This is a genomic window from Achromobacter sp. GbtcB20, from assembly GCF_019091095.1.
Lineage (GTDB): Bacteria > Pseudomonadota > Gammaproteobacteria > Burkholderiales > Burkholderiaceae_B > Achromobacter > Achromobacter mucicolens.
Genome location: NZ_JAGXJZ010000001.1, coordinates 495616 through 508240, shown reverse-complemented (window position 1 = coordinate 508240; position 12625 = coordinate 495616). Strand labels below are relative to the sequence as shown.

The 12625-nt window shown below is 67.1% G+C and carries 12 protein-coding genes; 8 read left to right on the top strand and 4 right to left on the bottom strand.

Going from position 1 to position 12625, the window contains the following annotated elements:
* Window positions 1-11: 11 nt before the first annotated feature.
* Window positions 12-626, bottom strand: coding sequence for a hypothetical protein (locus KVT32_RS02325; protein WP_152384605.1), 615 nt, complete (start codon window positions 624-626; stop codon window positions 12-14).
* Window positions 627-932: 306 nt separating this feature from the next.
* Between KVT32_RS02325 and KVT32_RS02320 the strand changes: the two genes are divergently transcribed.
* The 4 genes from KVT32_RS02320 (at window position 933) to KVT32_RS02305 (ending at window position 4508) form a co-directional block, all read left to right on the top strand.
* Window positions 933-1283 carry a DUF3325 domain-containing protein gene (locus KVT32_RS02320; protein WP_056318298.1) on the top strand — a complete coding sequence of 117 codons (351 nt, stop codon included), beginning with the start codon at window positions 933-935 and terminating at the stop codon, window positions 1281-1283.
* 161 nt (window positions 1284-1444) lie between these two features.
* Window positions 1445-3439: a ribonucleoside triphosphate reductase gene (locus tag KVT32_RS02315; protein ID WP_152384606.1), complete on the top strand. Its 1995-nt coding sequence runs from the start codon at window positions 1445-1447 to the stop codon at window positions 3437-3439.
* Window positions 3440-3532: 93 nt separating this feature from the next.
* The gene (nrdD, locus tag KVT32_RS02310; protein WP_152384607.1) at window positions 3533-3715 is read left to right on the top strand and encodes an anaerobic ribonucleoside-triphosphate reductase; all 183 of its coding nucleotides are present in this window, start codon (window positions 3533-3535) and stop codon (window positions 3713-3715) included.
* On the top strand, window positions 3681-4508 hold the full coding sequence (locus KVT32_RS02305; RefSeq protein ID WP_062840971.1) for an anaerobic ribonucleoside-triphosphate reductase activating protein: 828 nt from the start codon (window positions 3681-3683) through the stop codon (window positions 4506-4508). Before nrdD ends, KVT32_RS02305 begins: the two co-directional genes overlap by 35 nt.
* On the opposite strand, the gene KVT32_RS02300 is transcribed toward KVT32_RS02305, so the two are convergent.
* Window positions 4499-5917 (bottom strand): PLP-dependent aminotransferase family protein, encoded by a 1419-nt coding sequence (locus tag KVT32_RS02300; protein WP_217617630.1) that lies wholly within the window; start codon window positions 5915-5917, stop codon window positions 4499-4501. The two genes, KVT32_RS02305 and KVT32_RS02300, sit on opposite strands and share 10 nt — an antisense overlap.
* A gap of 131 nt (window positions 5918-6048) precedes the next feature.
* On the opposite strand from KVT32_RS02300, the gene KVT32_RS02295 reads away from it, so the two are divergent.
* The 4 genes from KVT32_RS02295 to KVT32_RS02280 all read left to right on the top strand — a co-directional run bounded on the left by KVT32_RS02295 (window position 6049) and on the right by KVT32_RS02280 (window position 10597).
* Entirely contained in the window at window positions 6049-7338 is a 1290-nt protein-coding gene (locus KVT32_RS02295; RefSeq protein WP_217617676.1) for a hydroxymethylglutaryl-CoA reductase, degradative, read from the top strand.
* Between the two features lie 70 nt (window positions 7339-7408).
* Window positions 7409-7933 (top strand): hypothetical protein, encoded by a 525-nt coding sequence (locus tag KVT32_RS02290; protein WP_175155610.1) that lies wholly within the window; start codon window positions 7409-7411, stop codon window positions 7931-7933.
* Window positions 7930-9318 carry a tripartite tricarboxylate transporter permease gene (locus KVT32_RS02285; RefSeq protein ID WP_217617629.1) on the top strand — a complete coding sequence of 463 codons (1389 nt, stop codon included), beginning with the start codon at window positions 7930-7932 and terminating at the stop codon, window positions 9316-9318. Before KVT32_RS02290 ends, KVT32_RS02285 begins: the two co-directional genes overlap by 4 nt.
* A gap of 121 nt (window positions 9319-9439) precedes the next feature.
* Entirely contained in the window at window positions 9440-10597 is a 1158-nt protein-coding gene (locus KVT32_RS02280) for a nitronate monooxygenase family protein (protein WP_056318276.1), read from the top strand.
* A 14-nt stretch (window positions 10598-10611) separates the two neighbouring features.
* On the opposite strand, the gene KVT32_RS02275 is transcribed toward KVT32_RS02280, so the two are convergent.
* Together KVT32_RS02275 and KVT32_RS02270 are read right to left on the bottom strand one after the other, a co-directional pair.
* Complete coding sequence (locus KVT32_RS02275) at window positions 10612-11280, bottom strand: HAD family phosphatase (protein WP_128828222.1); 669 nt, start codon at window positions 11278-11280, stop codon at window positions 10612-10614.
* 126 nt (window positions 11281-11406) lie between these two features.
* Window positions 11407-12615, bottom strand: coding sequence for a CynX/NimT family MFS transporter (locus KVT32_RS02270; RefSeq protein WP_254636744.1), 1209 nt, complete (start codon window positions 12613-12615; stop codon window positions 11407-11409).
* Window positions 12616-12625: the final 10 nt, after the last annotated feature.

The window sequence follows — 12625 nt, the reverse complement described above, 5'->3', positions numbered from 1 at the left end:
AGTCTTTCTCCTTAATGGGTTAGCATCGAGTCGCGCGCCTGTTCGGCGCGGGATGCGCCAATGGCGGTCTCGACCTTCTTCACTTCTTCGGGCGGCGGCAGCACGGCGGGGAAGCCGAGCGACTCGATCCACAGTTCGCGCGACCAGCCCTGCGTGTGATAAAGGTGGTGGTCCTCGTCGGTCGCCACCGCGTCGTAGGCTTGCTTGAGGATCTTGGCCTGCTCGCCCGACTGCTGCTCGGCAATCAACCCGATCAACGACCAATTGGCGTGATCCTTGGTCTCGGCCAGCACCACGCATTCGGTGGCCACGAGCTGCGCGGCTTCGGGATCGCCGGCCGAAATGGCCATCTTCATGGCCTTCACCAACGATTCGCCCAAGTGCCGCACCACGTCGCGGCCCGGCGACTTGGCCTGCGGGTCGAGCTTCAGTTGCTCGAAGACGGTCAGCAGCACGCGGCGATGCGTGCGCGTTTCTTCCAGATAGCCCAGCCATTCCTTCTTCAGGTCTTCGTTGATGGCACACGACACTGCGGTCTCGTAGATGGCGAGGCCGCCAATTTCGGTTTCCAGGGCCTGGTACAGCAGTTCCTTGATCTGATCGGCGTTTCCGGCTTTGCGCTTCATGGTTGGGCTCCTTGTGGTAGGTCATCAACGATCCGCACGCGGCGATCGTTCCGGATGGAGGCGCGAACCCAGCAATTGCCGTTCCTGCGATGGCAAAGCGCCTGCAAACGCCGCGCAGACGGGCCTTGCGGGGCGTCGCGGGGGCCGGCCGATCCGCACACGCTCCGCATCGCCCGGAAGAAAATACAAAGCCCCGCGCGCCGGACGCGCCGCCGATTCCCGTAGAATCAGGGTCGTTACCCATCAAAGCGCCAGCGCGCCGCGCCCTCACACAGGGTCGGCAACTCGCGCAAGACGTGCAGCCGCATGACCCTGAATGACCTCTGCGCAATCGCGATGGCCTTGCTGCTGACTTACGCCGGCATGGCTTGCCTGGCCCTGGCCACCCCCCGCCACTACCACCAGGTCTGGACGCGCAATCCCCGCGCGGCCCACACGCGCGTGCTGCGCGGCGCTGGCGCGCTGCTGATGGGGCTGGCGATCCTGCCTTGCGTCGGACTGTGGGGCGATGCGCTGGGCATGATGGTCTGGCTGGGCTGGCTCTGCGCGGGCGCGCTGCTGTGGTTTGGCAAACTGTCCTGGACGCCACGGCCTGCCGCAGGCGCTGCCGCCCTGGCGGTGGCGATATCCCTGGTGGGCGTGGGCATCGGGTTTTGACGGTGTTTTACTGAGCACCTGGCCGCGACCCATCGCAGCATTGCGCAATTTCGCAGACCATTTTGCCTGTTTGACGCCGGTCAACCTGCGCCCAGATGCCAACCATTCAGCACCATATGTGGTGGTAGAGTTTTCGAACTCCACTACATATGGTGCCAACAATGGGAATCCAACACATCCTCAAGCGCGACGGCCGCGTCGTTGCATTCGATAGCGAGAAGATCGCGCAAGCCATGGCGGCGGCGGGCCAAAGCACCGGGGAGTTGGACCTGCAAGGCGCACGCGCCCTGACCGGCACCGTCATCGCAAAGCTGGACGGCAATGTTTGCCCCGGCGTCGAAACCATCCAGAACCGCGTCGAGGAAGCCCTGGTCCAGGCGGGCCACTGGCGCACCGCGCGCGCCTACATCGTCCACCGCGAGCAGCACGCCCGCCTGCGTTCCCTGCGCCACACGCTGGTCGACGTGGAAAGCGCCATGGAAGAGTATCTGGAACAGCGCGACTGGCGCGTGAATGCCAACGCCAACCAGGGTTACAGCCTGGGCGGCCTCATCCTGAACGTGGCCGGCAAGGTCACCGCCAACTACTGGCTGTCCAACGTCTTCACGCCCGAAGCCGGCCACGCCCACCGCGAAGGCGACATCCACATCCACGACCTGGACATGCTCAGCGGTTACTGCGCCGGCTGGTCGCTGCGCCAGTTGCTGACCGAAGGCTTCAACGGCATCCCGGGCAAGGTCGAATCCACGCCCCCGAAACATATGTCGGCCGCCATAGGCCAGATCGTCAACTTCCTGGGCACGCTGCAGAACGAATGGGCCGGCGCGCAGGCCTTCAGTTCGTTCGACACCTACATGGCGCCATTCATCCGCCGCGACGCGATGACCTACGCCGACGTCAAGCAATCCATCCAGGAACTGATCTTCAACCTGAACGTGCCCAGCCGCTGGGGCACGCAGACGCCCTTCACCAACCTGACCTTCGACTGGACCTGCCCGGCCGACCTGAAGGACCAGATCCCGTACGTGGGCGGCGAGGAAATGCCGTTCTCCTACGGCGACCTGCAAGCCGAAATGGACATGATCAACCGCGCCTACATCGAGGTCATGATGGCTGGCGACGCGAAGGGCCGCGTGTTCACGTTCCCCATCCCCACCTACAACATCACGCCGGATTTCGACTGGGACCACCCGAACACCGAGCGCCTCTTTGAAATGACGGCGCGCTATGGGCTGCCCTACTTCCAGAACTTCCTGAATTCCGACCTCGAGCCGCACATGGTGCGCTCGATGTGCTGCCGCCTGCAGCTCGACCTGCGCGAACTCTTGAAGCGCGGCAACGGGCTCTTCGGCTCGGCCGAGCAGACGGGGTCGGTCGGCGTGGTGACCGTGAACTGCGCCCGCCTGGGCCATACGTGCCGCGGCGACGAGGCACGCCTGATGGAACGCCTGGACTATCTGCTGGCGCTGGGCCGCGATGTCCTGGAAACCAAGCGCAAGGTGGTGCAGCGCTACATCGACCAGGGGCTCTACCCCTACACCCGCCGCTACCTGGGCACGTTGCGCAACCACTTCAGCACGCTGGGCGTGAACGGCATCAACGAGATGATCCGCAACTTCACCGACGACGCCGAAGACGTGACCACGCCCGCCGGCCACGCCTTTGCCGTGCGCCTGCTGGATCGCGTGCGCCAGCGCATGACCGAATTCCAGGAAGAAACCGGCCATCTCTACAACCTGGAGGCCACGCCCGCCGAAGGCACCACATACCGATTTGCCCGCGAAGACCGCAAGCGCTATCCCGGCATCCTGCAAGCGGGCACGGACGCCCAGCCTTACTACACCAACTCCAGCCAGTTGCCGGTGGGCTACACGGACGATCCCTTCCACGCACTGGAACTGCAGGAAACGCTGCAAAGCAAGTACACGGGCGGCACGGTGCTGCACCTATACATGAACGAAGCCGTGTCCACCGCCGAGGCCTGCAAACAGCTCGTGCGCCGCGCGCTCACCAACTTCCGCCTGCCCTACATCACCGTCACGCCCACGTTCTCGATCTGCCCGAATCACGGTTATCTGGCGGGGCACCACGAGTTCTGCCCCAAGTGCGACGCGGAGCTGCTGGCCAAGCAATCGGCCTGCTGCACGCCGGCGTAGCGTTTCCGGACCCGGACCGGCGCGTGGCATCCCGGCGCGCGCTGTCCTTCACCCGCCGGGCATGCGTCCGGCATTCACTCCCGAGGAAATCTCATGCAAACCTTGACCGCCCCCGCCGCCACGTCCGCTTCCGCCGTCCAACTGGACGACAGCCAGCGCGTGCGCTGCGAAGTCTGGACCCGGGTGATGGGCTACCACCGCCCGGTGTCTTCCTTCAACACCGGCAAACAGGGCGAATTCAATGAGCGCCGCTTCTTCGTCGAACGCAGTGCCTGAAGGCGGCTCGCCCGTGGGCGCTTCGCAGGCCGGCGGCGCCGGCCGGCCCGCCAGCCAGGCCGTGCGCCTGCTGACCGACCGGCCAGCCTATGCCTCGCCGCCCCAACCCGTCATCCAGCCCCTGCCCCGGCACTCGCCCGCGGTCGGGGGGCTGGTGCCTTTTTCCACCGTGGACTGGCCGGGCCAGCTGGCGGCGGTCGTCTTCATCTCGGGTTGTCCGTGGCGGTGCCACTATTGCCACAACACCGAGCTGCAGACGCGCGCCGCCCGTTATGACTGGCGCGAAGTCCGTGCCTTCCTTGAAACCCGCAAGGGCCTCCTGGATGCGGTCGTGTTCTCCGGCGGCGAGCCCTTGAGCGAACCGCGCCTGCCCGCCATGATCCGCGACATCAAACGCATGGGCTACCGCGTGGGCCTGCACACCGCAGGCATCTATCCGTTGCGGCTGGCCGACGTGCTGCGCCATCTGGACTGGGTGGGCATGGATATCAAGGCGGACGCCAAGGGCTATGACGACATCACGGGCCGTCGCGACTCGCAGCGCCCGGCGCTCGCGTGCCTGACGCAGTTGCTATCGGCAGGCACGGACTTCGAATGCCGCATCACCTGGCATCCGGACTGGCTGGACGAACCGCGCCTGATGACGCTGGCGCGCGAACTCTCGCGCCGCGGCGTGCGCCAGTTTGCGGTGCAAGCGGCACGCGCCGCGCCCGGCGCCCCGGTCGCGCGCGCGCTCAGCAACCAGGCGCAGGCCGAGCTGCGGCAAACCTTCGAGGAATTTGCCTATCGCTGAGCCAGGTGCGCGGCCAGGGTGGCATGAAACCGCGGCGACACCACGGCGCCCACATTGCAGCGGGACCACGGCGACACCGCCTTGGGGTCCACGCTGAACACGCGGCCCGGCGCCATGATGACCTTTTCGGGCATCAGCGCCTCGGCCAGCGTCAGCGAGTCCGGCACGCCCGGAAACGCCGCCCACAGGTACAGCGAGCTGGTCGGCCGCGTAAACACGTGGGCGCCCAGCGCGTCCAGCACCTGCAAGGCCTGTCCGGTCGCGGCCTCCAGCCGTTGCCGCAGCCGCACCAGATGCCGCTCGTAATGGCCCTCGCGCAGCATCACGTCCACCATCCGTTCGCAGTATTCGGAACTGCTGACATGCACCAGCGCCTTCAGGTCGGCCAGATCGCTGGCCAATGCCGCATTGCAGGCGATGAAACCCACGCGCAGCGCCGCGGAGAACGACTTGGAGAAGCTGCCGATGTATAGCGTGCGCTCAAGCTGATCCAGCGCCGACAGCCGGACCGAGGACGTGGGCTTGAAGTCCGCCAGCGGATCGTTCTCGACCACCATCAGGTTGTAGCGCTCTGCCAACTGCAGGATCTTGTAGGCCTTGGCCGGCGTCATGTCCGAGCCGGTCGGGTTGTGCGCGATCGATTGCGTGAAGAATAGCCGCGGCTTTTCGCGCTGCAGCAACGCTTCCAAAGCCACCACGTCCGGCCCGTCGGGCAGGCGCGGCACGCCCACCATCCGCACCCCGGCCAGCTTCAGCTTGCCAAAGAGCGGGTAGTAACCTGGGTCGTCCACCAGCGCCGTCGACCCCGGCGGCAGGAAGTACCGGATCACCAGGTCCATGGCCTCGTTGGCGCCATGCGTGAGCACCAATTGCGACGGCGCGGCGTTGATGCCCACATCGCCCAGCTTGCGCACCAGGCTTTCGCGCAGCGGCGCGTAGCCGAAACGGCTGCCATAGCGGAATAACGCCCCGAGCCCCGTGCGCACCACCTTCTGGTGGTAGCGGTCCATGCGCATGTCCGCCAGCCACTCCACCGGCGGAAATCCATCGCCCACGGCAACCGCGTCCGGCTGGGTCTTGAGCTGCTCGCGCATGAGCCACACGATATCCATCGCCCGGCTCAGTTGCCCCGGTTCCTCGTCCGCCGCGGGTCGCGCGTGGTCCACGTCCAACACGTAAAAGCCAGAGCCGCGCCGCGGCTCGACCAGCCCGCGCGCCACCAGCATTTCAAATGCCACGACCACCGTGTTCTTGGCATAGCGGTGCAACTGCGCCAGCTCGCGCAAGGACGGCAACTTGTCGCCGGCGCGATAGACGCCGTCTGCGATCTGCTGGCCGATCAGGTTGGCCAGGCTTTCGGCGATGGGCGCCGGGCGCTGCGGCCTGCCAGGCGGATTGGCGTCTGCCACGTTGGGATCCCCATGAATGCGTTGCCGAAAATTGGTGCAGTGCAATGGTACTGTTTGCCCAAACTGTACCTCTGAATAGCGGTACAGTTTACCTAGAATCAGGCCACTCGATTCTTATACGGAGACACGCCATCGTGGCCGATTCACGCCTGCCCAACTTCCGGGCCCTCACGCCCGCCCAACGCCTCGCTGCCATTGCCGACGCCGCCTCGCTTACGGCAGAAGAGCGCAGCCTGCTCGCCGAGCCCGGCGCCCTGGGCCTTGCCCGCGCCGACGGCATGATCGAAAACGTGCTGGGCACTTTCGAGCTGCCGCTGGGCGTGGCGGGCAACTTCCAGGTCAACGGCCGCGACGTGCTGGTGCCGATGGCGGTGGAAGAACCGTCCGTCGTGGCTGCCGCTTCGTTCATGGCCAAGCTGGCGCGCGAGTGCGGCGGCTTCGAGACATCCAGCACCCGGCCCCTCATGCGTGCGCAGGTGCAGGTGCTGGGCCTGACCGACCCGCATGGCGCGCGGCTGGCCCTGCTGCGCGAGCGGGAGCGGATCCTGACGCTGGCCAACAGCCGAGACAAGGTGCTGATCGAACTGGGCGGCGGCTGCCAGGACATCGAAGTGCACGTCTTTCCCGACACGCCGCGCGGTCCGATGATCGTGATGCATCTGATCGTCGACGTGCGCGATGCCATGGGCGCCAACACCGTCAACACCATGGCCGAGGCCGTGGCGCCGCTGGTCGAGGAGATCGTCGGCGGGTCGGTGCGGCTGCGCATCCTGTCCAACCTGGCCGACCTGCGGCTGGCCCGCGCCCGCGTGCGTCTGACCCCGCAGACGCTGGACACCAAGGAGCGCAGCGGGGCCGAGATCATCGAAGGCGTGCTGGATGCCTACACGTTCGCCGCCATCGACCCGTACCGCGCCGCCACGCATAACAAGGGCATCATGAACGGCATCGACCCGGTGATCGTGGCCACGGGCAATGACTGGCGCGCGGTCGAGGCCGGCGCGCACGCCTACGCCAGCCGCTCGGGCCGCTACACGTCGCTGACGCATTGGGAAAAGGACACCTCCGGCGCCCTGGTCGGCACCATCGAAATGCCCATGCCCGTGGGCCTGGTGGGCGGCGCCACCAAGACCCATCCGCTGGCGCGCCTTGCACTGAAGATCATGGACGTGCGCTCGGCGCAGGAGCTGGGCGAAGTCGCCGTCGCGGTCGGCCTGGCGCAGAATCTGGGCGCGCTGCGCGCGCTTGCCACCGAAGGCATCCAGCGCGGCCACATGGCGCTGCATGCCCGCAACATTGCCCTGGTGGCGGGCGCCACCGGCGCGGAGATCGACGAAGTTGCCAAGCGCATGGCGGCCGAAAAGGATGTCCGCACCGATCGCGCGCTGGCCTTGCTGGAGGAACTGCGCGCAGCCCGATAACCCGCAAGGCAGGTATCCGAGACGGCGCCGGCCCCCAACGCGCGCCGTCCGATAAACACAGGAGAGAGACATGAAACAAAGCCTCCCGGCGCCCTCCACGCGCCTGGCTGAAGTCTGGAGCGACACCGTGGATCTCAGGCATCTGGCCTGGGCCATCGGCATCGGCATCACGATCAGCGTGGCGGGCTTCTTTGCCGCCAGCCGCTGGTTGCGCGGCATGGTCGCCTCGCCCGAGCTGGCGCACGCCTACGCCATGCTGGCCGGGCTGGCGGGCTGCGTGCTGGCCGGCGTGATCTGCGCGCGGCTGTTTCCGCCCAAGCGCGAGGTCATCGAGCGCAGCGCCACACATGATCCCGCCTGGCGCGCCGAGGTGCTGGCCGAACTGGCCGAGCAGCCGGGCGGCCTGGGCACACTGGCGGACCTGCCCGAGCCGGTCGTGCGCGAACTGAAGGAACTGGATCTGTACGACCTGTTCGCACAGCCTGCTGCCGCAGCCGGCGCTGGTGCCGGTGATGGCATCACCGGTGGCATCACAGACAGCGCCGCCAACGCCGCCGCCGCGCGGCGCGGCGCCGCCAAGGAGGCACTGGCATGAGCGACCCCGCACTGCTTGAACAAATCATGGTGGCCGCCGGCATGGGCCTGTTGGGTGCGGTCGTGTTCGCCGCCATCGGCCTGGTGTCCGGCACCGACGAAACCACCACGCTGGCCCCGCTGACCCTCCTGGTGGTGCTGCTGGGCGTGCCGCCGGCCGGCGTCTTCACCTTTTTCCTGGCGGGCGCGGTGGCCAAGCACATGACGCACGCCGTGCCCACCGCGCTCTTGGGCATCCCGGGCGACACGCTGGCCACGCCATTGCTGCAGGATGCAAACATGCTGCGCAAACTGGGCGTGCCGCACATTGCGCTGCGCAAGATGGTGTCCGGCGCCATCGTGGCGGCCTTTGTCGCGGTGCCGCTGGCGGTGCTGTTTGCCGTACTGCTTGCGCCGTTCGGCGCCGCGATCACCAAGTCGGCCCCCTGGATCTTCCTGGCGGCCGCATTGCTGATCGCATATTTCTCCGCGGGACGCTGGGCCGCCGTGGCGCTGCTGGTGCCGTTCGTCATGGTCATCATTGCGCTGCAAAGCCTGACGGCCAAATACGGCGTCAAGCTGAGCATCAGCTATTTCCTGGGCATTGCGATCGGACCGCTGATCGCCGACCTGTTCACTGTCCTCTCGCCGCAAGGCCGCGGCAAGATGATGCGCGACAAGGTGCGTACGTTCTCGCTGGCGCCCGATGTGAAGGGCTGGTCGGGCTACTTCCCGAACCCGCTGAAGGTCATGGACCGGGTGCAGACCCGCTGGACGCTTGCCACCGCGGCCGTCTCCAGCGCCACGTTCGTGTTCAGTCCGGTCGCCATGACCGTCGTGCTGGGCGAACTGGTGGGCTCGCGCGTCAAGCACGCCTATCACCGCCTGACCACGGTGCTGAGCGCGCGCAACGGCGTGACCGAAGCCACCTACATTGCCGAGGCCCTGATTCCGCTGATCGCGTTCGGGCTGCCCCTGAGCCCCGTGGCCGCGGGACCGGCGGCGCCGCTCTTTAACGCGCCGCCCCGCTTTACGGTGGATTCGGCAACGGGCCAGACGCACAACCTGCACAACCTGCTGAACCACTGGGAATTCCTGGGATACGGCATGCTGGCGGTGCTGCTGGCGGCGGTCGTCTCCTACCCCTTCGCCATGAACTTCGCGCGCCGCGCCGCGCTGTTCGTCTCGCGCCGGGTCAGCCACGAAGCCATCATCGCCACGTTCGTGGGACTGATCATCGTGATCAGCGTCTGGGAAGGCCAATTCCTGGGCCTGCTCGTCATCCTGACCATGGGCCTCATTGGCGGCCTGCTGTCGCGCCTGTTCGGTTTCAACACCGGCGTGCAGTTCATGGGCTACTACACCGCCGTGCTCTCGGTGCCGGCGATCGTCAAGCTGCTGGGATAAAGCGTGACGGATGGGCGGGCATTTAGCCCCGCCCATTGCCGCACCACTTGATCCTTCGCAAGGCGGCGCTCCCCACCTTGCTCTAGCCTCTGGTCTCTTGACCAGAGGAAAGACTCATATCATGACGTGGTTCAAATCACTCACCCTCGCCGGACGCGAGTTGCTGCCCATCGTGCAGGGCGGCATGGGCGTTGGCGTATCCGCCCATCGCCTGGCCGGCGCGGTTGCCAGCCAGAACGCCGTGGGCACCATTGCCAGCGTCGATTTGCGCCATCACCACGCCGATCTCGTGGAAAAAACCGAAAAATGCAATGACCGCGACACGATCGACACGGCCAACCGCGAAGCCCTGCATCGTGAAGTGCGCGCCGCGCTGGACACCGCGCAAGGCCGCGGCCTGGTGGCGGTGAACGTCATGAAGGCCGTGCGCGACCACCCCGCGCTGGTGCGCCAGGCTTGCGAAAGCGGGGCCGAGGCCATCGTCATGGGCGCCGGCCTGCCGCTGGACCTGCCCGAAATGACCGCCGACTTCCCCAAAGTCGCGCTGGTGCCCATTCTGTCCGAGGCCCGGGGCGTCGCCGCCGTCCTGAAGAAATGGATGAAAAAGGGACGCCTGGCCGACGCGGTCGTCATCGAACACCCCGGTTATGCGGGGGGCCACCTGGGCGCGGCCCGGCTCGACGACCTGCACAGCGAGCGTTTCGATTTCAAGAAGGTGCTGGCCGAATGTCACGCCCTCTTCAGTGAATTGCAGTTGGGCCGCGATGCGCCCCGCCTGATCGTCGCGGGCGGCGTGGGCAGCCACGAACAGGTCCGGCACTGGCTCAGCAACGGCGCCGACGGCGTGCAGGTCGGCACCGCGTTCGCCGTCACCCACGAAGGCGACGCCCACGAGAACTTCAAGCGCGTGCTGATCGACGCCGATCCCACCCAACTGGCGGAATTCACCAGCGTGGCCGGCCTGCCGGCCCGCGCGGTCGCCACGCCGTGGCTCACGCGCTACCTGCGCCAGGAAGGCACGCTTCAGGCCAACACCCGCGCCGATCCGCGCCGCTGCAGCCAGCGCATGGACTGCCTGACGCAATGCGGCCTGCGCGACGGCATCGCCAAGTTTGGCCAGTTCTGCATCGACCTGAAGCTCGCAGCCGCCATGCGCGGCGAAGTCAGCCGCGGTCTGTTCTTCCGCGGCGCATCCAAGCTGCCGTTCGGCAGCGCAATGCGCTCAGTGCGCGAGCTGATGGATTACCTGCTGCACGGCGAAATGCCCGCCGCGGCCTAAGGCCTCAGCAACCCTCAGATGATCTCCGGCAGGCGCCGCAGATCATCGATCACTTCAAAGGCGCCCTCGTCCAGCAACCGCTGCCGCTGTTGCGGCCCGTTGTGCGAGGCGCCGACGAATCCCACCGCCCGCATGCGCGCCGCCCGGGCGGCGCGTACACCCGGCACACTGTCCTCGACCACGACGCAGTCCAGCACCGCGGCCCGCATCTGCCGCGCTGCATACAGGAATATGTCGGGCGCTGGCTTGCCCTTGGCGACCTGCGCCGTGCTGAACACGTGGGGCGCAAACATCTCCCACAGACCCACCATCTTCAATGCCGCCTCAAGCTTGGCGGGCATGCTGCTGGACGCCACGCACAGGTCCAGGCCGCGTTCGCGCAAGACCTTCAAGGTTTCATGCACATGCGGCAGCGCGCGCAGCTCGGTGCGGAACGTGCGTTCCAGCCGGTCTGCATACTGCCGGGCAAATTCGTCGGGCAGCGAGCAGGCGTTTTCGGCCTGCAACGTGCGCCACATGTCCGCATCGGGAATGCCGGCGAAGCGCTGCGCGGCCTCTTCAGGCGTGATCGCGATGCCGTGTTCGGCCAGCGCGCGGGACTGGGCGCGCGCAGCAATGATTTCGCTGTCGATCAGGACGCCATCGCAATCGAAGATCACCAGGCGTGGAGCGGACGTGTGCATGAAACCTCCATCGTGTCGTGCGCTCCATGATAGGCCAGCCGGGTTACCGCGCCGATCTGGCCGAATGACCTGCGCCTGGCGGCGCAAGCAGGCGAGTCCCCGCGCGCACGACCCGGTCCGCCCGCGTCAAAGACGGACGCCTTTCACGCGCCGCAGACGCCAGGCCACCGCCACACCAGCCAGACCCGCGGCCGCGACGATGAACGAGGCGGACGTCCAGCCAAAGCGGTCGATCGCCCCGCCCACGGCCACCGGTCCCATCACCTGCCCCAGGTTGCTGCCCTGCATGACCAGTCCCACGGATGCGGCGGTCAGCGCCGGACGCGGGGCGACCAGTGGCGCGGTGCCCAGCAGCGTGGCCGGGATCAGTCCGCCCACGGCCGAGAACAGCACGCACAACAGAAAGGTGGTCATGGCGGGCAGCGCCGATCCGAAAATCAGGAGCGCCACGGCCGCCATCACCGAACTGGCCAGCGCGATCAATGTGGACCGGCGCCATCCGCGCGCCAGCAGCACGCCCGCGCCCAGGTTGCCCACCACATTGGCGGCGCTGGCGATGGCGCTGTACAGGCCGGCTTTGGCAAGCGTCAGCCCCAATTGCTCCATCAGCAGCACGGGCAGGAACGTGAAGAGCGCAAAGAACATCAGGCTGTAGAGCGTGAAGGACAGCGCCAGCAGCACCGGGCCGGCCGCGCCCATGGTGTCGGCGGTGTCCTGGCGCAGGCCCTGCCACGACAGGCTGGCTCCCCGGGGCGTGGGCGGGGCCAGCACGGCGATGCTGACCAGCGCCACGCCGGCGGCAATGCCCGCGCACCACCAATAGGCGTGCCAATCGTCAAATGCCTGCGAGGCAAGCATGGCAATTGCCATCCCGGCCGGCATGTAGCAGCTCCAGAGCGCGAAGGCGAAGTCGCGCCTGCCGCCCGCGACGATGCGCTGCAACGCCGCGGGGCCGGCCACCGTGACGAGCAGGAAACCCAGTCCCTCGACGATCCGCGACCCGAGCAGCAGGCCGTACGTCGGCGCCAGGGCACCGGCCGCGGTGCCCGCCGCCGTGGCCGCCAGGCCCAGTATCAGCATGCGCCGCGCGCCAAAACGTGCAATCACGCCGCCCGCGGCGATGCCGCCCACCATGCCCAGCACCGAGAAGACCGCCGTCAATGTGCCGATGGAGGCCAGATCCAGTCCCATGTCCTTGCGCAGCAGCGGCGCGGCAATGATGACCTTGCCCACCTGCAACGCCGCCACGACGCCCGCGCCGACGATGGCCAGCACCGCGCCCCAATGTTGTCCCGCTGCGCGGCTGTCTGCCCCCCCCCCATCAACCTTGTCCATCATGCCCTCG